The sequence below is a fragment of the Nocardiopsis sp. FR4 genome (assembly GCF_009830945.1).
GTDB lineage: Bacteria > Actinomycetota > Actinomycetes > Streptosporangiales > Streptosporangiaceae > Nocardiopsis.
On record NZ_VWVV01000003.1, the window covers coordinates 91,137 to 111,772 of the forward strand.

The 20,636-nt window shown below is 72.6% G+C and carries 13 protein-coding genes and 1 riboswitch; of the genes, 9 read left to right on the forward strand and 4 right to left on the reverse strand.

The genetic code is table 11. The features are described from left to right. Positions 1–5: 5 nt before the first annotated feature. From FYW95_RS05130 to FYW95_RS05145, 4 genes are all read left to right on the forward strand, one after another. The gene (locus tag FYW95_RS05130) at positions 6–983 is read left to right on the forward strand and encodes a TNT domain-containing protein (RefSeq protein WP_159941639.1); all 978 of its coding nucleotides are present in this window, start codon (positions 6–8) and stop codon (positions 981–983) included. 136 nt (positions 984–1,119) lie between these two features. Continuing rightward, on the forward strand, positions 1,120–2,445 hold the full coding sequence (gene eccD, locus FYW95_RS05135; protein WP_159941640.1) for a type VII secretion integral membrane protein EccD: 1,326 nt from the start codon (positions 1,120–1,122) through the stop codon (positions 2,443–2,445). A gap of 12 nt (positions 2,446–2,457) precedes the next feature. Next, entirely contained in the window at positions 2,458–3,381 is a 924-nt protein-coding gene (locus FYW95_RS05140; RefSeq protein ID WP_159941641.1) for an ATPase, read from the forward strand. A 903-nt stretch (positions 3,382–4,284) separates the two neighbouring features. After that, a complete protein-coding gene (locus FYW95_RS05145; RefSeq protein ID WP_160050048.1) occupies positions 4,285–5,202 on the forward strand; it encodes a hypothetical protein in 918 nt (305 codons plus the stop codon). Positions 5,203–5,279: 77 nt separating this feature from the next. Here the strand turns inward: FYW95_RS05145 and FYW95_RS05150 are convergent, their stop codons facing one another. Then, the gene (locus FYW95_RS05150) at positions 5,280–5,498 is read right to left on the reverse strand and encodes a hypothetical protein (RefSeq protein ID WP_160050049.1); all 219 of its coding nucleotides are present in this window, start codon (positions 5,496–5,498) and stop codon (positions 5,280–5,282) included. Between the two features lie 955 nt (positions 5,499–6,453). On the opposite strand from FYW95_RS05150, the gene FYW95_RS05155 reads away from it, so the two are divergent. The 4 genes from FYW95_RS05155 (at position 6,454) to FYW95_RS05170 (ending at position 13,307) form a co-directional block, all read left to right on the forward strand. Continuing rightward, positions 6,454–8,133 (forward strand): NYN domain-containing protein, encoded by a 1,680-nt coding sequence (locus FYW95_RS05155; RefSeq protein WP_159941747.1) that lies wholly within the window; start codon positions 6,454–6,456, stop codon positions 8,131–8,133. Between the two features lie 26 nt (positions 8,134–8,159). After that, positions 8,160–8,732, forward strand: coding sequence for a hypothetical protein (locus FYW95_RS05160; RefSeq protein WP_159941644.1), 573 nt, complete (start codon positions 8,160–8,162; stop codon positions 8,730–8,732). A gap of 448 nt (positions 8,733–9,180) precedes the next feature. After that, positions 9,181–9,362: riboswitch (cobalamin riboswitch) on the forward strand. A 158-nt stretch (positions 9,363–9,520) separates the two neighbouring features. Further along, complete coding sequence (locus FYW95_RS05165; RefSeq protein WP_160050050.1) at positions 9,521–12,073, forward strand: ribonucleoside-diphosphate reductase subunit alpha; 2,553 nt, start codon at positions 9,521–9,523, stop codon at positions 12,071–12,073. 151 nt (positions 12,074–12,224) lie between these two features. Beyond that, the gene (locus tag FYW95_RS05170; RefSeq protein ID WP_159941646.1) at positions 12,225–13,307 is read left to right on the forward strand and encodes a ribonucleotide-diphosphate reductase subunit beta; all 1,083 of its coding nucleotides are present in this window, start codon (positions 12,225–12,227) and stop codon (positions 13,305–13,307) included. A gap of 185 nt (positions 13,308–13,492) precedes the next feature. Here FYW95_RS05170 and FYW95_RS05175 read toward each other — a convergent pair whose 3' ends face one another. Continuing rightward, complete coding sequence (locus tag FYW95_RS05175) at positions 13,493–13,831, reverse strand: CU044_2847 family protein (RefSeq protein WP_159941647.1); 339 nt, start codon at positions 13,829–13,831, stop codon at positions 13,493–13,495. Between the two features lie 146 nt (positions 13,832–13,977). Here FYW95_RS05175 and FYW95_RS05180 point away from each other — a divergent pair, with 146 nt between their 5' ends. After that, positions 13,978–14,193: a DUF397 domain-containing protein gene (locus tag FYW95_RS05180; RefSeq protein WP_159941648.1), complete on the forward strand. Its 216-nt coding sequence runs from the start codon at positions 13,978–13,980 to the stop codon at positions 14,191–14,193. Between the two features lie 36 nt (positions 14,194–14,229). Here FYW95_RS05180 and fxsT read toward each other — a convergent pair whose 3' ends face one another. Together fxsT and FYW95_RS05190 are read right to left on the reverse strand one after the other, a co-directional pair. Then, complete coding sequence (gene fxsT / locus FYW95_RS05185; protein ID WP_159941649.1) at positions 14,230–18,021, reverse strand: FxSxx-COOH system tetratricopeptide repeat protein; 3,792 nt, start codon at positions 18,019–18,021, stop codon at positions 14,230–14,232. A 336-nt stretch (positions 18,022–18,357) separates the two neighbouring features. Beyond that, the gene (locus FYW95_RS05190) at positions 18,358–20,256 is read right to left on the reverse strand and encodes a S1 family peptidase (protein ID WP_236567678.1); all 1,899 of its coding nucleotides are present in this window, start codon (positions 20,254–20,256) and stop codon (positions 18,358–18,360) included. Positions 20,257–20,636: the final 380 nt, after the last annotated feature.

Genomic DNA, 20,636 nt, shown 5'->3' on the forward strand with positions numbered 1-20,636 from the left:
CACGGTTGGCACGCGACTACGACAGTCAGCTGCTGGAGTCCGTCGCCGTGCGCCGACAGCGCCTGCGCGAGGCGGTGCTCTTCGGCGGGCAGCGCACCAGGCGCCGGCTGGACGAGAACCTCGGCAAGGTGGCGATCAGCGCCTGCCTGGCCGCGGTCATCTGCGGTGCCACCGTCGGCTGGTCCTTCGTCAGCAACCAGCTCGTCAACCAGAGGGTCGAGCAGGAGCAGGCGTCGTCCGGACCGGCGAGCAACACCGTCCCGCCCATCCCCGGTGACTGGGTCGGCTCCGAGGTCACGTTCGAGGACCTGCGCGCGGAACTCGACGAGGCGGGGGTGCCCGAGAGCCTGTACGTGCTGCCGGGGCAGCCCCGCCCCGAGCCCGAGACCGTCGACAGCTACTACCTGCTCACCCAGGACGCCGAGGGCTACCTGTCCGCCGCCGTCATCGACTTCGACCAGGGCCGCCCCGGGATGGAGTTCCGCACCGAGGACGAGGCGGCCCGCTGGCTCTTCCAGGAGCTGGCCACCACCGAACCCGCCCCCACCGTGCTGACCGCGACCGAGGAGGCCGAGACCGCCGGGGCCTCCGCGGAGCTGGTCACCGAGGTGCGCGAGAACCTGGAACGCCGCAGCGGCGGCTCCTACCTGCACACCCTGGAGGTCGGCGACGTCGTGGACGCCTTCGGCCAGGAGAGCGGACGCTACCTGTTCCCCGACGGCACCCCCTTCGCCGAGCGCGGCCTGCCCGGGTACGCCCGCACCGGCGCCGACGGCGCGGACCTCTACCACCGCTACCGGGTCATCCACCCCTTCCAGGTGAGCGCCACCAGCGCGCCCGCCTCCGGGGACCAGCCCGGCGGCGGAGTCCGGTTCACCCTCGACACCGCCGGGTTCAGCGAGGTGCCCCCGGCCCCGACCGTGCGATGGCTGATCGGCCACGGTTACCTGGAGCGCGTCGCCGTGAACGACGTGCCCGACTAGGGGCGCGGGTGCTCGCGCGCGTGCGGAGCGACCTCCCGAGCACCCGCCCGCCCCGGGTGCGGGCCCGGACGCGGTGGCCCGGACCCGACGACGTGGCCCCGCGCCACCGCAGAAGCAGCAGCGAGGATGGGAAGCAATGACCGCTTGGAGCCGGGTGACGCTCGTCGGTGAGGAGCGCAGGGTCGACGCCGTCCTGCCCGCCAGCGAACCCGTGGGCGCGCTCATGCCCGAGGTGCTCGACCTCCTCGGCGACCAGGTGGAGAACCCGGCCAAGCTGCGCCACCTGGTCACCGCCTCCGGGATCGTCCTGGACGGCGACACCACCCTCGCCGACCGCCAGGTGGCCGACGGGGCGGTGCTGCGGCTGGTCCGCGCCGAGGAGCCGGTGCCCGCGCCCGTGGTGCACGAGGTGCCCGAGGCGGTCTCCATGGCCCTGGACGACCACCACGGGCGCTGGACCCCGCGGGCGGCCCGGTGGACCGCGACCGGTTCCCTGGTGGCCCTCGCCCTGGGCGCCGCCTGGATCACGCAGGAGCACTTCTCCGGCAGCGGGGGCCTGGTCGGGCTGGCCGTGGTCGCCGCCCTCCTGGCGGCGACGGGCGCGGTGATCGGACCGGCCTGGCGCGAGCCCCTGGGCACGGCGCTGGCGGTCAGCGGCACGGCGGTCGGCGCCCTGACGCTGTGGGCGGCCTGCGACCACTTCGGCTGGCCCGAGTGGGTGCGCTGGGGCGGCGGCGCCGCCCTGGTGGCCGGGCTCGTGCTGCTGCTCGGGCTCACCTCGGGCCTGGGCCGGGGCGGTCTGACCGGCGGCGGCGTCGGGCTGGCGCTGGCCGCCGTGTGGTCGGTCGGCGCGGCGCTGGGTCTGCCCACCCACCAGGTGGCCGTGATCATGGCGGTGGCCTGTGTGATCCTGCTGAGCCTGCTGCTGCGGCTGGCGCTGATGTTCTCCGGGTTGGCGGCCCTGGACGACCAGCGCAGCTCCGGCGAACCGGTGGCCCGGACCGACGTGCTCACCTCGGTGGCGGGTGCGCACCGCAGCCTGGTCATCGCCACGGTGTCGGTCGCGGTGGCCGCGGCCACCGCCGGAATCGGCCTGGCCACCCACTTCGACTGGTGGACGGCGGGCCTGTCGGTGGTGCTGGCCGTGGTGGTGGCCAGCCGGGCCCGGCTGTTCCCGCTGATCGCGCAGAAGACCTCCCTCGTGTCCGCCAGCCTGGTGGTGCTGGTCGCCTTCCTGTTCTCCTGGGCGCAGGTGCCGCCGTGGGGCGTGTGGGCCGCCCTGGGGATCGCGGTGGCGGTGGCGGCCATCCCCTCGGTGGTGCTGTCCATCGAGCAGCCCGAACACGTCCGGGCGCGTCTGCGCGGCGTCACCAGCCGGCTGGAGGCGATCGCCGTCGTGGTGCTGGTGCCCCTGGCCATCGGGGCGTTCGGAACCTTCCAGCGCCTCCTCACGACCTTCTGAGCGGGGGGGACGATGAACACTTCCCAGACCGCGACCGCGCCGGGGACCGGGCCGGGTGCTCCCCGGCCGCTGCCCGGCGACCGCTGGGCGCGCCGCCTCGGCCGCGCCCTCCTGCGGCCGTTCCGGCCCGTGGACGAGGTGGCCGACGCGATCGCGCTGGCCGGGCGGCTCCAGCGGCCCACGTCGACCGGGCGCCGGATCGTCGTGGACGACCTGGGCACCGGCGCCGACGCGGCGGTGGTGGCGGCCCTGGTCGCCCGGTCGCTGGCGCACTTCCGCCACGACCGGGTCCTGGCGGTGGACGCCGCCGGGCGGACGCCGTCGCTGGCCGAACGGCTCGGCGCGGCGGAGCCCGGCGACCTCGACGGGGTGGACGCCACCACCTTCGAGTCGGTGTGCGCCAGCCTCGGCCAGGTCAACGAGCACCTGTGGACCGTGCGCGCCGATCCGGGCGGGGCCGACGCCTACGTGTCCGGGCTGCTGCCCATCTCGCGTTTCTTCGGGGTGACCCTGGTGGCGGGGGAGACGGGCGGGGCCCTCGTGGAGGCGGTCGGCGAGGGGGCGCACGCCCGGGTCCGGGTGGTCCGCGCGACCCGTGAGGCCGCGCTGCGGGTCGGCCGCGAGCTGGACGCCCTGGTCCGGGACGGCCGGCCGGAGGAGACTGAGCGGACCGTGGTGGTGGTCTTCGACGAGCGGCGCCGGGAGGACCCCGGACTGGACGTAGGGCGCACGGTCGGCATCCTCGCCGAGAGCGGTGCGGGGGTGATCGTGCTGCCCCACGACCGGCACCTGGCCCAGGGTACGGCGGTGCGTCCGCGCCTGATCGGCGAGGCCACCCACCGGACCGTCCAGCTGGTGGCCGCCGAAGCCCTGGACCGGGCGGTCCGCACCGCCGCGCCCGGGTCCGGCGGAGCACACGCGGCAGGAGGGGAGTAGGCCATGGACGAGCACCAGCGAACCGAGCGGGGCGCCCCCGCCGACGGTCAGCCGGGGGACGGCGGGCCGGAAACGCCCGCGCCCGGCGGACACGACGCCCGGAGCGCCGGCCCGGGGCGCCGCCCCGACGCGCCGGGGCCCTCGTCGGCCTCCGCCTCCGGCCAGAACGCCCCGCACCGGGGAGCCGTCCCGCCCCACGGGCCCGGAGCCACACCGCCCGGCGGTCAGCGGCCCCTCCCGGGGCCGCCCCCGGCCCAGGGGTACCCGGAACCCGGCGGTCCGCGGCGGCAGACCGCCCCGCCGGAGGTGCGGCCTCCCGGCCAACCGGGCGGCTGGTCCGCGCCCCCGGGTCCCCACGCCGGGCACGGCGGTCCTCGGGGAGGCTCCGGCCAGGTGCCCCCGGGCGGGCAGGCCGCTCCGCAGGGGTCCCCGTCGGGCGGATGGGCCACCCCTTCGGGGCCGCACGCCGCGCAGGGGGGATCCGGTCAGGCGCCCTCGGGCGGGCAGGCCGTTCCCCGGGGCGGCTGGTCCGCGCCCTCGGGGCCCCACGCCGCACACGGCGGCCCGCGGGAGCCGTACGGCCACACCGGGCCCAGGGGCCCGCAGCCACCCGCCGAACAGGCTCCCCGCGCCGGTGCGTGGTTCCCGGAGGGCACGCCTCCCGGCGGTATTCCGGGCCAGCTGCCTCCGCGGCCGGGGCCGTTCCCGCCTGCGCCCTACGCCGTGGAGCCCCCCGGACCGCACGAGCCCACCGGCCCCAACCACGCACCGTGGTCGGGGCACGCGGGCCCTCAGCGACCCCCGACGCCGCCGGGCGGCACTCCGCCGCCGCGCGCGTTCGCCCAGGACTCGGTGGCCGAGGCCTTCCTGTCCGGGGCGCCGATGCCCGCACCGCAGCCACCGGTGTCACCACAACCCCAGCAGCCTCCGCAGTACGGTCCGCAGCCGCCCCGGCCCGAGCCGGGACCCGCCGCGCCCCAGGGGTCGGCGGCGCCCGCGGCGCATCCCCCGCGGCCGCCCGCTCCCGAACCGCGTCCGGCCACCGCGCCCGCGCGTGCCTGGTTCGGCGCCTCGGGTCCGCGGGACACCCGTCCCCAGGGCGGCCCCACTCGGGAGCCCCGCGAGGTCGGTCCGCCACGGCCCGCCGACGCCGCGACCGTCAATCCGTGGGGCGAGCCGGACGCGCCCAACCCGGACGCCGAGGAGACGGACGTCTTCCTGATCCTCAGCGCGGACCGGCGGGCCCGCAAGGAGAAGGAGAACCGGGACAAAGCGACCGAAGGGAGCGCGGAACAGGAGGAACGCAGCCCCTCGTCCGGGCCGGTCGGGCCCGAGGCGGCTGACGCCTCCGCGCCGGTCGGGGCGGCACCGGCGGCGCCCCTCGTCCCCAACCCGCCGGAGGCCGGTTCCGAGGCGGTGGAACCGGACGCCCCCGCCGCCGCCCGCGCGCCGGAGCCGCCGCGGGGGGAGGATCCCGTCACCGCGGAGACGGGCCTCCCGGGAGGTTCACCGACCGCTCCCGACGGGGACGACGCCGAGGGCGTCGGGGCCTGGTCGGTCCCGGCCGCGCCCTACGCCTCCGTGGAGAACGCTCCCTCCGACGCCGGGGAGCGTCCCGAGGGCACCCCGCGGATGGAGGGGGCGCCCGACCAGCCGCGGGCTCCGGAAGGGATCGAGTCGTGGCTCGGTGCCGCCTCCCACGGGCACACCCCGGTGCCGGACGGGTACGAGCAGCGGATCGCCGCCGTGCGCCCGGTGCCGGCCTCGCCCCTGCGGCGCGCGGTCTTCGCCGCGACCGGGGGACGTCTCAACCTCGGTTGAACCGGTGGCCGGTTGACAGGACGGGGAGGCGCGCCCGCCTCCCCTCGCGGACGCGCCTCCGAGGGCAGGGGCACCGATCAGAGGGCGGCCCCGTGCTCCCCGACGCTCCCCCGGCGCAGCTCGTCCAGCCGTGCGTCCAGCCCCCCGGCGTCGGGCGCCACGACCGCGATCCGGTGCCGTCCGAGCACACACACCGACTCGCCCGGGGTGAAGAACCGGCCCAGCTCGTGGCTGAGCACGACCATCCGGGCGGCCCTCCGCCACGGGCCGTCCGACGCGTCCAGCACCACGACCACCAGCCGGTACCCCGCGGCGGGCTACCCGTCCGACCTCCCCGGCGGAGCCGCCGGGGGCCTGGTGGGGCCGGATGGGGCGCGGCCAGCAGCAGGCGGCGGCCGGTGCGTACGCCCGGCGACGGCGGCGGGAGAGAACAGCACCCAGTTCGTCGACGTGCGCGTGGCCCCGGACGCCGGCACCGGCGTGCCCTCCTCGGTGACCGTCTCCTCGGGGGGCGTGACCGCCGCGGCGACCGGGGAGAGGGGCGTGAGCGCCGAGGGCGGCCGGGTGCGCTGGGCCGGTCCCTGCTTCTCCGCGGCCGGGCGCCCCGACGCCCCGGCGGCCAGGGTCCGGGGTCCCGGCATGGCCGCCTACCGGACCGCTCCGGCGGTCGACACCCGGGTGGCCGAACTGCCCGGCTACCCGGCCTACCAGGCCTTCGCCGAGGTCACCGACCTCGTGCGGGAGCACGGCGCGGGCCGGTGGTGGGCCGCGGACGCGCCCGCCCGCTTCGACGCCCTGGCCCGGGAGGGCGACCCCGGGCTGCACGGGGACCGCGTGACCGTGGACGGCGCCGCGGCCGCGCCGTCCGACGGCTACGGGACGCCGGAGAACGCGTTGGCTCGGCCCGGGGGCGGAGGGCGACCCGCACGCCTTCGGCACCGACGTGGTCCGATTCGACTCCGTAGTCGGTCGGGAAACGGATATCCGAATCCACTCCGAACAGGACGCCGTGATGGTGGGCGCCGTAGTTCTCACCGCCCCCGTGCGTACCTGAGATCCGGATTCGTACCCCTTTTCTTCCGGCCCGCCGGGGCGGGGGAAAGCCCGTGGGCGCTTCCCTTTTCCGCCTTTCCGTAGCTGGACCGTAACTCTCGGTATTCGCGAAGGGCACGCAAAACCATACAGACTTGGCTAGGCTGTGCCCGGTCATGGATATGGCCCAGAGACAAAACAGGGAAGGGGGCGGTGTCAGTGGACCGTTGCGCGTTGTTCGTTGACGCGGGATACCTTCTCGCGGACGGCGCGATGGCCGTGCACGGAACCCGCAACCGGGACTCCGTCTCCTGGGACTACACCGGACTCGTCCAGTTCCTCAACGAGGTCGCGCGGGACCGCACCGGTCTGCCGCTCCTGCGCTGCTACTGGTACGAGGCCGTCGCCGACGATCGGCGAACCCAGGAACAGGACGGCATCGCCGACATTCCCGGCATCAAGTTCCGTGCCGCGCGGATCAGACCCGGCCGCCGCGAGGGCGTGGAGAGCTATGTCCAGCGGGACCTCACCACGCTGGCCCGCACCGGTGTCCTGTGCGACGCCGTCCTGGTCAGCGGGGACGAGGACATGGCCTCCGTCGTCGCGGACGTACAGGACATGGGCGTGCGCGTCACCGTCGTGCACATCTCGGTCGAGGGCAACTGGACCATCTCCCGCGCCCTGCGCCGGGAGTGCGACGACCTCATCGAGATCGGCGCGGGACACCTGCGTCCGCACGTCAACCTGCTCTCCAGCGGCGGATCCTCCCAGGAGACCGCGGCCAAGACCACCACGCCCTTCGCCAACGGCCGCGCCCGCTCGGCGCCCGAGACCCCCAGGCAGCCCGTCTCGGCCCAGCCCGGCGGCGGCCGCGTCGAGCCGGCCTCCTCCGCCTCGGAGCTGGAGGCGATGTTCGCCGGGACCGGCGGCCAGCCCGCGCCCCAGGGCAGCGCCATGGAGCAGCTGCGCGCCATGCGCCGCTCCCTGGCCCAGCAGCGCGGGGGCGGCGACCACCTGGCCGGACCGTCGGGGGACAACCAGCAGTCCGGCGGGATCGACGCCAACGGCTTCCCCTCCGGCGGGCAGGTCCCGCCCGGCGCGGGGAGCAGCGGCTCCTACCCCGGCGGTCCGATGCCCGGAGCGCACCCGGCACCGGGCGGGCAGGGGGGCTACCCCGCCACCGGCGCCCACCAGTCGCTGCGCGGCGCCGACCAGGGCTACGGACTGCCCTCCAGGCCGGGGGCCGGTCCGGGGCAGTCCATGACGGGGCCCCAGCAGTCCTTCGGGGGCGGAACGGGGCCCCAGCAGTCCTTCGCGGGCGGGACCGGGCCGCAGCGCTCCTTCGCCCCGGACGCGCAGCACGGACAGCACGGGGCGCACGGGCAGCCGGGGCACACGCCACCGCAGAGAAGCGCCCCACCCCAAGACCCGAGGTTCGGCCCGGGGGACAACTCCGGCTACGGGGGGTCGTCCGACGCAAACCCTACCTATGGGACCAGTACGGAAACTGACACCGCGTACCGCGGTGGGGCGGCCCCCTCCTACGGGGGACCGCCGCCTACTGGTCCCGAGCACGACCGCCGGTTCGACACCGGCAACTACCAGGAACCGCGTTCCAGTCCCGGATATCCCCAGCAGACACGGCCCGCCGCGCATACCGTTGACGAAGCGGTGCATGTTGCGCACAGAGAAGGGAACGACTTCGCGGAGTCGATCGCTCGCGAGGCGCCCGCGCTGTGGGTCGAGGCCGTCCTCGCCCGCAGACCCCGGATGCCCTCCGACCTGGAGGCGCGTCTGCTCCAGGGCTCCTCGCTGCCGATCGACCACTTGTTGCGTGACGAGGTCCGCGACGGACTGCGCCAGGGGTTCTGGCAGGCACTGGAACGCGCCAGACCCTGACGTGGGCATGGGAGTGCAAGTAGGGGATGGGGGCGATGCGGTTGACCCACGTGACGACGGCGGAACTCGACCGCCTGGAATTCCACGCCGTCCGGTCGGGTGAGCACGGAAGGGTCGCCGCGGAGCTGCTGGACCTGGCCAACCGGGTCGACGCCGGAAGCGAGATCACCCGCGCGGAGCTGTTCGTGCGCGCGGGGGAGCAGTGGGAGATCGCCCAGGAGTTCGAGCGCGCCTGCGCCGCCTACCAGCGGGCGATCGACGACGGCGGGCCCACCGTGATCGACGCGCGCGCCCTGAGCGCGGGGGCGCTCCTTCAGCTGGACGAGGTCGACCGGGCCCGGGCCCAGCTCAAACGCCTGGAGGCGGAGGACTCGCCGGGCCTGCAGACCTACGTCCACGTCGCGGAGGCCCTCTACGCCCACGACGACCTGCGGGGCGCCGAGCGCTGGGCCACGGCCGGCGCGCGGCGCTTCCTGGACCTGGAGCGCTCGCCCTACGTCCACGACCTGCTCATGGAACTGCTGCGGATCCGGTTCCGCATCCGGGTGGACCTCGGCCTGGACGAGGACGCCCTGGACCGGTTGCTCGACGACGCGTGACCCCCGCGGAGCGGGGCCCGGGGCGGTTCGCCGCGGTGTGACCCCGCACGGCCCGGCGCGCGGCGGGAAGTGAGGTTCGCGACGTCGGCCCGCGTCCCGACACACCCGGGCGGACACCCCCGCCGGGACCTTCCCGGCCACCCGGACCGAGGGCCGACTGACCGGGTACGCCAGGTTTGGCGGGCGCGTCCCACCACCGTACGGCGGCTCCGCGGCGTCCGGGCGACCGGACGCCGGGCGGGGCGGGTACGGGCCGCCCGGCGAACGATCTAGGCTGGGTCGGGCCGCCCGCGGACGGTCCCGGCGCGGCGGAGAGTCCCCGTTGAACGCGGGCCCGCGGACCCCTCATACCACGTCCCCGAGGCGTGTTCGACGTTCGTCGAAGAATCTGAGAAATTCGTGACACGCCATCATCTTGCGGTGTTCCGAGCCGCCATCCCCTAGATGTAGTATCTCTCCCGCTGGTGGTTCACCCCCCGGGGTGAGGCAGGAGGGCACCCGGTACGCATCCGGGGCCGCCCGCGGCGGTGCGTGCGGACACGACCGCCACGAGTGGCCGGGAACCCCCGAGGAATTCCCGCGAAGTGACCTCCACGCGCCCGAGGACCTGCCACCGGCGCGCACCTGAGCGTGTGCCGACGACGGGGCTTCGAGGGCGAGAGCCGCCGCGACCCGCCGGTCAGACGACCGGACGCACCCAGTGCGCCGGTCCACCGGTGAGTGCCGCGCACCTTGCTTCTCGTGTCCCCTCCCCGCCGGGACTCTTCTATCGAGGTTGGAGCCGCTGTATGACCCTTGACGTCGAGGCCGTGCCCGCATCCGTTCGGCCTGAGCCGACCCGTGACGGCAACCCTCCCGCCGCCGTCGACCGGATCGAGCACGTCGTAACCGAGGCCTGCGAACGGCTCACCGGTGTTTCGGCGGAGAAGGTCCTCACGGAGGCCCGGCGCGGCTTCTACCCCGGCATCTCCGACTCCGAGGTGGAGCTGGCCGTGATCATGGCCGCCCGCAGCTTCGTGGAGGTGGACCCCGACTACTCCTACGTGGCCGCCCGCCTGCTGCTGGACAAGCTGCGCCGCGAGGCCCTGACCTTCATCAGCGGCGCCCCCGACGCCGCCAGCCAGGCCGAGATGGGCGAGCGCTACGCCGCCTACCTGGCCGCCTACGTGGGCCGCGGCATCGACCTGGGCCAGCTCGACCCCGCGCTGGCCAAGTTCGACCTGGCCCGCCTGGGCGCCGCCCTGCGCCCCGAGCGCGACGAGCAGTTCACCTTCCTGGGCATCCAGACCCTCTACGACCGCTACTTCCTGCACAGCGACGAGGTGCGCTACGAGCTGCCGCAGGCGTTCTTCATGCGCGTGGCCATGGGGCTGGCGCTCAACGAGGACGACCGCGAGGCCCGGGCCATCGAGTTCTACGAGCTTCTGTCCTCGTTCGACTTCATGGCCTCCACGCCCACCCTGTTCAACTCGGGCACCGTGCGGGCGCAGCTGTCCTCCTGCTTCCTCACCACGGTCGGCGACGACCTGCAGGCCATCTTCCACGGCATCAGCAACAACGCGATGCTGTCCAAGTACTCCGGCGGCCTGGGCAACGACTGGACCCCGGTGCGCGGCCTGGGCTCGCACATCCGCGGCACCAACGGCAAGAGCCAGGGCGTCGTCCCGTTCCTGAAGATCGCCAACGACACCGCCGTAGCGGTCAATCAGGGAGGAAAGCGTAAGGGCGCGGTCTGCGCCTACCTGGAGACCTGGCACATCGACATCGAGGAGTTCCTCGACCTCCGCAAGAACACCGGTGACGAGCGCCGCCGCACCCACGACATGAACACCGCGAACTGGGTTCCGGACCTGTTCATGCAGCGCGTGGAGCAGGGCGGCACCTGGACCCTGTTCTCGCCGGACGAGGTCCCCGACCTGCACGACGCCTACGGCGCCGCGTTCGCCGAGGCCTACACCCGCTACGAGGCCGAGGCCGAGGCCGGGCGGATCCGGGTCTCCAAGAAGATCCCGGCCGTCGACCTGTGGCGGCGCATGCTCACCATGCTGTTCGAGACCGGGCACCCCTGGATCACCTTCAAGGACCCGTCCAACCTGCGCTCCCCGCAGCAGCACGTGGGCGTGGTGCACTCCTCCAACCTGTGCACCGAGATCACCCTGAACACCAGCGCCGACGAGGTCGCCGTCTGCAACCTGGGATCGGTCAACCTGGCCCAGCACGTGGGGCCGGACGGCCTGGACGCCGAGCGCCTGCGCCGCACCGTCCGCACGGCCGTGCGCATGCTCGACAACGTCATCGACGTGAACTTCTACACGATCCCCGAGGCGCGCCGCGCGAACATGCGCCACCGCCCCGTGGGGCTGGGCCTGATGGGCTTCCAGGACGCCCTGTTCAAGCTGCGCACGCCCTTCGCCTCCGAGGGTGCGGTGTCCTTCGCCGACGAGAGCATGGAGCTCATCAGCTACTACGCCATCGAGGCCTCCATGGAGCTGGCCGCCGAGCGCGGCTCCTACGAGACCTTCGAGGGCTCGCTGTGGAGCCAGGGCGTCCTGCCGATCGACTCCCTGCGGCTGCTGGCCGAGGCGCGCGACGGCGACCTGGACGTGGACCGGGGCGAGACCCTGGACTGGGACTCGCTGCGCGAGCGGGTCATGGCGACCGGGATGCGCAACTCCAACGTGATGGCCATCGCCCCGACCGCGACCATCGCCAACATCACCGGCGTGAGCCAGTCGATCGAGCCGGTCTACCGCAACCTGTACGTGAAGTCGAACATGTCCGGCGACTTCACCGTGGTCAACCCCTACCTGGTCCGCGACCTCAAGGCCCGCGGGCTGTGGGACGACGACATGGTCTCCGCGCTGAAGATGCACGACGGCAGCCTCGGCGCCATCGACCGCGTCCCGGACGACCTCAAGGCGCTGTACGCCACCGCCTTCGAGGTCGACCCGGAGTGGCTGGTGGACGCCGGTTCGCGCCGCCAGAAGTGGATCGACCAGGCCCAGTCGCTGAACCTGTACATGGCCGCGCCCAGTGGCCGCAAGCTCGACGCCCTGTACCGCCGGGCGTGGCGCTCCGGTCTCAAGACCACCTACTACCTGCGTTCGCAGAGCGCCACCCACGTGGAGAAGAGCACGCTCAAGGGCACCGACGGCCGCCTCAACGCGGTCGCCGCCACCCCGGCGGCCGCCGCGCCGAGCCCGGCCCCCAGCCCCGCGCCGAGCCCGTCGCCCAGCCCGAGCCCGGCTCCGGCGTCCGGCGCCGCTGAGCGGGACGAGTTCGAGATCGTCGACGGCCAGGCCTGCTCGATCGACGACCCCGAGTGCGAGGCCTGCCAGTAGCCGCGTGCTCCCGGCGGCCGTCCGCCCCCCGGCGGGCGGACGGCCGCCCCGGCTCCCGCGGGCCGGGCCGCCCCGCCAGCGGCGGCCCGCGACCCCCGTACCCAGCAGCAACGACGTGTCCGGCACGACCGGAGAACGGAAAAACCCCAGGATGACCGCAGTTTCGGAGAACAGCGCCAGCGCCACGAGCGGCCTCGGTGAGATCGAGCGCGACGCCGCGCGCGTCAACGTCGACGACAAGGCGATGATCAACGCCCGCGCCGACGTCAACCAGCTGCTCCCGCTCAAGTACACGTGGGCGTGGGAGAAGTACCTCGCGGGCTGCAACAACCACTGGATGCCCACCGAGGTCGCCATGCAGGCCGACATCGCGCTGTGGAAGTCCCGCGACGGGCTGACCGAGGACGAGCGCCTGATGCTCAAGCGCAACCTCGGCTTCTTCGCCACCGCCGAGTCGCTGGTGGCCAACAACATCGTCCTGGCCGTCTACCGCCAGCTCACCAACCCCGAGTGCCGCCAGTACCTGCTGCGCCAGGCCTTCGAGGAGGCGGTGCACACGCACACCTTCCAGTACATCTGCGAGAGCCTCGGCCTGGACGAGGGCGAGCTCTTCAACATGTACCGGGAGATCCCCTCGATCACGGCCAAGGACGCCTGGGCACTCAAGTACACGCAGAACCTGGAGAACCCGGACTTCCGCACCGGCACCCCGGAGGCGGACCAGGCCTTCCTGCGCGACCTGGTGGCCTTCTACGTGATCTTCGAGGGCATGTGGTTCTACACCGGCTTCGCGCAGATCCTGTCGCTGGGCCGCCGCAACAAGATGGTCGGCATCGCCGAGCAGTACCAGTACATCCTGCGCGACGAGTCGATCCACCTGAACTTCGGCATCGACGTGATCAACCAGATCAAGATCGAGAACCCGCACCTGTGGACCGAGGAGTTCCAGGCCGAGGTCCGGCAGATGCTCACCGAGGCCTGTGAGCTGGAGGTGGCCTACGGCCGCGAGACCATGCCGCGCGGTGTGCTGGGCCTCAACGCCGAGCTGTGCGAGAGGTACATGCACTTCATCACCGACCGCCGCGCCGAGCAGATCGGCCTGGCTCCCATCTTCGGCGAGACGGAGAACCCGTTCCCGTGGATGAGCGAGATGATGGACCTGCAGAAGGAGAAGAACTTCTTCGAGACCCGAGTGATCGAGTACCAGACCGGCGGCGGCCTGGACTGGGACTGACCGGAGGCCAGGGTCCCCCGCGTCGGCGGAGCGGGGGGCCCTTTTTCCGGGGAGGGCCCTGAGGGAGGGCCTCCCGCAGGGATTCCCCAGCAGGATCTCTCAGGACCCCCGAGGGACTCCTTCCCCCGCGGACGGTCCGGGCCGAGGCGCGCGACCCGGACCGCCGTCCTTTTTCCGGACCGTTCTCACCCCGCGTTTTCCGCGGTTCCGTTGTTGGTCCAGGTCATCCGGACGTTGAACGTGGCCTCGCCGCTTCCCCGGACAATGACCGCGTCGGCCTCGGCGCTCACGCTCACGCCGAATTCCACCTCCGTCTCCGCGGGGGCGAGCGAGGAGGCGGAGAGTTCCCGCAACTGGTCGGACACCGCCTCGGCGACCTTCCGGATGCGCAGAAGGACCGCGTCCAGGCGTTTGTCCCCGGTGCCGTTCTGACCCTTTCTGGACACGTTGGCGGCGCCCTCGCGCCGGGTCGGTGCGGTCTCGATACTGACCACGGTTCCGTCTTCGGTCACGAAGTCGATCACTTTGTTCACGCTGGCCTCACGCGTTCTTCCGAGGGAGAAGTTGCCATTCCTGTGGGAGGATTCGGAAAGTAAAATACCGATAGATGTCCGGAAAAGAGGAGATTCCGCGGCCGTCCGCGCGGAGGAAACGGTGGGACGTACCAGTTATGACCGGGCGAAACGACGCACGTGCTACGTGGAAGGACGGGCGTGAGGGCACCGGATGGCGCAAGTCATCGAGGTCGAGCCATACGGGGTCATGCTGTGAGGCCTCCCTGAACGGGACGCACGGGATCCTGCTCCGAGACTCCCTTCACCCGGCCGGGCACGTACTGCGGTTCCGTGCCGGAGAGTGGCTGGCGCTGCTCTCGTCCCTGCCCTGAACACCGTGCGGATCCGGCGGCCCGGGCCGCCGCGCCCTAGTCCCTCATGGGGATGATGTCGGTGTCCAGCCTGAGGAACTCGGCCATCGTGGTCACGAACCGGTGGTCGGGGCCGAACTGGGCCGCGTACAGGTCGCGCAGGGCCTCCCACTCCCGTTGGACGTCCTCCCCCAGCGCACGGCGGCTGATCAGCAGGTTGCGTCGCGCGGTGGTGAGGTAGAGGTGGTGCTCGCCCAGGGTTTCCCGGCACAGCTCCACACTCGCCCTGTCCTGGTCCCTGGCCTCCTTGAGCCGTCCCAGGGCGAACAGGTCGTTGCCCAGGTTGACCTCGACCGCCGCGAGGGTGATCTGTGCGCCGGGGAAGAGGGCGCGGATCTCCGTCAGCGCGGTGCGGTCGAGCTCGTGGGCGCGCTCGTACTCGCCGGCGATCCGGAACACGATGGCGGCGTTCGCCCGTGAGGCCCAGGGGAAGAGGTGGCGGCTCGGGAACCTGTCGTCCATGTGGGACAAGAGGTCCTCGGCCAGTTCCCTGGCCTCGTGCACACGGCCGGTCAGGGCCAGGTTCACCATGTGGATGCTGTTCGTGTGCAGTACCGGCCGCGTACCCGGGCGATACCGCTGGGCATGGGCCAGACGGGCCCGTTCGGACAGCTCCAGGGCGAGTTCGTGGTTGCCGAGCCTCCGGTTGACCACGGAGAGGAAGATCGGGATCTCCTCGGTGTGGGCGCTGGCGTCCGCCTCGGTGGCCTCGAACCGCCGCTGGCAGTCCTCCAGCGTTGTCATGGCCTCCTCCAGGTGTCCCAGGGCCATGAGGCTCAGGCTGATGGACATCCTCGTGCGCAGGGTGGGGATGCCGTTCGGGCCGAACAGGTACCTGCGTTGTTCGAGGGTGCGGCGGTCCAGCTCCAGCGCGTCCCGGAACCGGCCCAGGCGGCGCAGGCAGCCCGCGATGTCGTGTGCGATGACCAGGGTGTTCTCGTCGTCCTCGGTGAAGTGGGCGGTCCTGGTCCGGTAGATCTCCTCGAACATGGCCAGGGCCTGCTCGTAGCGGCCGAAGTTGCTGAGCGCGATGGCCCGGATCCTGTGGGCCTCCAGGGCCTCCTCGCTCTCGGGCCCCTCCAGCTCCGCCTGCTCGGCGTACATCCGCTCAGCCTCGGCCAGAGCGATCTCGTTGTCGCCCTGGATCTGGAGGATCTTGGTGCGGAGCAGCTGGACCTGGAACCGCTGGGCGGTGTCGTCGTACCAGCTCTCGATGGCGCGGTCCGCCAGTTCCAGGGCCTCCTCCTGATTGCCCGTCTCCACGAGGTAGGTGATCACGTTGCGGACCAGCCCTCGGACCTGGGGGTCGTGGCTGCGCCACGCCTTCGAGGCCTTCACGTGGGTGAACAGCAGCTGGTACTCGTCCCAGTTCTGCGGGAGGTCGGGACCGAGCGGGTCGCTCTGCGCCAGGAGGCGGTGGGCCAGGTCACGGTAGCGCACGCGCTCCTCGTCGCTGAGCGTGCCCTGCACGACCGTCTGGAAGGTCACGTGCATCTGGAAGGTGTGCCTGGTGCGGTCGAACTCGGCGAGGCTGTGCCTGCTGACGTAGCGCAGCACACGGGACAGGGCCATCTCGTTGCCCAGGATCTGGGACAGCTCGGGGTTGGCGCTCAGGCCCCGGGCCCGGTGGAACAGGGTGCGCGCCAACGGCCGGGGGGCGAAGAACGAGCACAGCTGGACGAACTCGCGGACCATCCTCTTGAGCGCGCGGTCCCCTCCCGTGCCGCGGCGCAGGTCGTCGAGCTGCATGTTCCAGGCGGCGGCCAGCGGCAGGGGGTACAGGTCCTCCGGCTCCACGTGCGTGACCAGCTCGTCGAACTTGTCCTCCAGCAGGGGGAGGAACTCGTCGACGCTCATGAGCGAGTCGCGCAGGTAGGCGCCGACCTGGGCCAGGGCCAGCGGCAGGTACTCCAGCCGTTCGGCGATGCGCAGGGCGTCGCCGTCGTCCTCCAGCCCCTGCGGGCAGACCTTGCGCAGCAGGGCGACGCTCTCCTGCGGGGTCAGGCTCGGGACCACGGAGCCCTCACTGCGCCCGCTGGGTATCCAGCTCTGGTCGCGCGAGGTGATGAGGACGTCGCCGGGGCCGTTGAGGGGCAGGTCGCCCCCGCCCAGCCGGTCCAGGTCGGTGACGTCGTCGAAGACGAGGAGCCAGTGCCCCACCTGGGGATCGGTCTCCAGCACGTCCCGGACCAGCTGGGTGGTCTTCTCCAGGTTGCCGCTCTCCTCGATGACCCCCAGGTGCTGGGCCAGGCGCATGTAGGACTGCTGTACGTCGGCCGGGCTGTTGGAGGGAACCCACCAGACGAGGTCGTAGTCGTCGCGGTACCGGTGCGCGTACTCGGTGGCGATCTGGGTCTTGCCGATACCGCCCCCGCCCGAGAGCAGGTAGACGCCGCCGGAGGACTCCGCCAGGAGGGTGTGTACGCGTTCGAGGATCTCCTCGCGTCCGGTGAAGTTCCGGTTGTGCGGCGGCACACCGCGGAGTTTGGCCAGGGACCTGGGCCGCGCCTGCCTGACGCGGGCACGGCGGGTGCTGGGCTCGGAGGGGGTGGGCTCCGTGTCTGGGATCCGGGCGTCGGTCACGGTCGGACTCGGTTCCTCTCGGGGGGTGCGGGGCTTCGCGGACGGGACGGCTGGAGGGGCGGTGGCGCTCCGGGGGGCCACGTAGTCCTGGCCCGGGGACCCGCCCAGGGCGGCGCGCAGGTGATCGGCGAAGCGCCGGTACTCGCCGGGCATCTCGGAGAGCGCGGGCAGCACGGCCCTGGCCAGGTCCTCCTCCCCGTCGAGCGAGGGGACCAGGGGCGCTCCGGTCTCGATCCGGGAGAGCCAGCGGTAGATCTGCGCGGAGTCCTTGAACTCGACGCTCAGCGCGTAGAACACCGACCGCATGACGCTGAGGTCTCCGAACCTGCCCAGGAGTTCGCGCCGTACCCCGGGGAGGAAGTCCAGGGCGGGGCTCGCGGGGTCGTCCAGGTCGCCCAGCGGGACGGTGGGATCCATCAGCGGGCCGCCGAAGACCTCGGCGATCTCGGTGACGGCGGCGCGCTCGTCGCGGGGCGCCCGCGGCAGGCCCCGTTGGATCAGCTCGGCCACCGGCAGGTTCACCGGTGCCTGGGTGAGGCGCACGGCGAGTTCACGGGCCCCGCGTGAGGCGTGGGAGAGGAAGCGCGACACCGGGTCGGGATCCCAGGGCACGCTGCTCGGAGGGCGGGCGCCGTCCGGGGCCAGGACGCACACGTCGGCCTCCCACGCGCCGCCGTGCCCGTCCACCACCGCGTCCCACTGGGTGAGGGCCGACGGGCCGAGCTCCAGGACCGGCAGTACCGCGGCGCCGGGGGGCACGGAGTTCCGCTCGGTTTCGTCCGGAGCACCCGCGAGCGCCCAGGAGCCGGGGGAGGCCGGGTCCGGACCCGTCAGGCGCATGGGCAGCGGCGCGAGGGTTCCCCGGGACCAGACGGAGCGGTCGAGGAGGTGCAGGAGCGCGGTCGGCGTGCGGGCGGCGAGCGAGGCGGCCCAGGAGCGCGTCCTGGCCTGGCGCCAGCCCCGGTCCTGGGTGTCGGTGACGAGGACGGCGGCGGCCGCGCCGTGTTCCACCGCGGGGAGCCCGGGGCGGTCGGGGCGGAAGCGCACGACCGGCGTGCCCGCCTCCTCGGCCGCCTCGACCAGCCGTTCCACGGTACGCCGGTGCAGGGCCATGAGGGGGGCCGAGTCGACAAGGATGACCAGGCGGGACGGCCCGCCCGTCAGGTTGCTGAGCGCGTTGCGATACCTGTGCGACAAATCATCCATGATGTCGTTTTTGCCCCGCTTATGGACTCCAAAAGTATATTGGTGAACGTGTTCCCCTGGTTACCCTTGAATAATGCGGACTTCCGCGGAGTCGTCAGCACCCACCGAGGGGATCCTATCCAAGCGGAGGTCGCCGATGGCACCGAGGCGGTTCCGGGCGTGGTCACCGCACGCCCTGATTCTTTTCCGGTGGAACTCCCGTTCGTGGGTGCGGTACTCCCCTCGCCGGGCTCGGCGGGAGCGGGCGGAGCGGGGCCCGGCCACACGCGCTTCCGGTTTCCTTTCCCTCCATGATCCATCAGCGGACGGATCCATCAAGTCTCCTCCGCGCCCGGATCAGGATTCCGGTTCGTCCGTGCCTTCCGGCCTCCTCAGTACCTCCTGGAACAGGGCATCTCCAAAAGTGTCATGTATGAGTGCTATTTCTCGGCTGTCGGAATTCTCCCGGGCTCGGTCGCGCAGATAACGGGCCAGCCCGCTGATCCTCAGACGCGCGTCGGGCTCCCGTTCGAGGAGTTCGGCGACAAGGCTGAGAAGTGCTTCTTTGGGGCCCCTGATAATGGTGGGAATACCGTGGTAGAGGGCGGCGTCGTAGACGTGGCGGATGTGCGCGTTGTCGGAGTCGGTGACGCATATCGTCACGCTCTCATCGGCGAGAACGTTCGCCACCTCGCTCACCTCGCGTTGCCAGGTGGCGAGCACGTTGCGGTCCTCCACCAGCGCGTTGGTCCGCTGCCGCTCCGACCGCAGCCGCCAGCGGTTCGGGGTGGACCCCAGGTAGCCGGGCAACCGCACCCGCTCGCGGACGTGGTAGACGATCTCGTACATCGTGCAGAGCCGGGGCGGGAACTCCAGCAGGTCGCGGTGCGGGGTGGCCTGGCCCACGCTCAGGTGCAGCAGGTCCTTGGGTAACAGCACGCGCAGCCGCAGCGACTCCTCGTTCGGGGTGACCAGCCTCTGCATGGTGACCTCCCCCATGAGGTCACCGACCTCGTCGCAGATCCGCTCCTCGCTGACGATCTTCGTGCCCTGGGGCAGCAGCCGGTAGCCGCCCTCGTCCAGGTGGGCGATGCCGTGTGAGAGCTGGTAGCCGCCGGTCACCGGCTCCAACTCGAAGAGCACCACCGTGTCGGGCGGCTCCTCGTCGTGGCCGGGGGCCCGGGGAGCCGCGGCCGGGCCGCCGGGCTCGCGGCGGCTGAGGAGGCGGCGGTCCCGGTCGCGGGTCAGGATCCCCTCCCAGTCCCGGCCCAGCGGGGCGGCCTCCTGGCGGATCCACGACCAGACCGTCGGCGGCATCGGCCGCCGCTGCCGGATCTCCTGGTAGACGTGGTGCACCCAGGCGACCCGGGGCGGCGGCTCGCCGAAGGGAGGGACCACGTCCCACAGCGCGGTGAGCACGCGCCAGGCGGTGGGGCCCGAGCCGTGCCGTCTGAGCGTGTGCATCTCGGCCGGGCGGAGCAGTCCCCCCGGCGGAACCTCCTCCACCGTGACCGAGTCCAGCAGGTCGTGCAGTCTGTCGTAGGTCGGCCCGCCGCACAGCGACTCGTCCGCCAGGCGCCGGACCGAGACGGTGCCGCCGTCCTCCCGCGGGCCGACGAACTCCTCCACCGGAAGCATGAACGCCACCCCGGAGGGCTGGTCGGGGTCGTTCCACACGTAGTGGTGGTTCTTCTGCACGATGCCCACCATCTCGCCGGTCCCCGTGCGCACGGCGCAGCCGCTGAAGCCGCCCGTGATCTGCACCGGCCGGGACGCGGGCGTCTCGACCTGGCGGGTGAACCCGGTGGGCCCGCCCGGCCCCCGGTACACCAGGGAGGCCTGGAGGGAGCGCATCCCCTCCGGGTACCCCGTCGTGGTCAGGGCCTGGTCCGGGGCCAGATCCGCGCAGTCCGCCAGCACGGGGAAGGCGGTGTCGGGCTGCCCCCGGTCGGTGAGCCGCAGCAGGGCCAGGTCCCGGCTGTGCGGGCCCGCCGACCACAGCCGCATGTCGACCTCGGCCCGCCACACCCGGTCGTCGAACGAGCGCAGGAGCACGGTGGCCTCCGGGCCGGTGCCCGGATGCTCCTCCTTGTCGCCGTCGCGGCCCAGCGCGGCGTTGACGACATGGGCGCACGTGACCAGCAGACCGGGGGAGAGCAGCACGGCGCCCCCCACGGTGTCGTACTGGTCGAGCACCCGCATCTGCCATGGCGGCTCGTGGGGCTGCAGGCCGCGCGGGGCGGAGGGGATGGTCACGTTCGGGGGGCCTCTCTCGTATCCACTTTGCCCGGGTCCTTCCCGCTCGGACAGCGGTGAACCCGGAGCGCGCGGGGAGAGGGGCGGGAGGAAGCGGAGCGGGCCGGGGGGAAGAGGGCACGGCGGGGGAGAGGGGCTCGGGGCGGGAGTTCCCGGCGGCGGACAGTCATGGGATGAACCGATGTCCGATCGGCGGCGCGCGCGTATGTTCGGGAGGACAAACCGCGGCGCCGGGGGCTGGCCTGACGGACAATCGTGCCTGGTCGAAGACTCGGCGAGATCTCAAAGAGGTGTGGTTCCACGAACGGGCGTTGTGACGCGCCAAACAAAGAGCGATGATCTCCCACAATGTTCACAACCAGCGCGTAAGGGGTTCGACC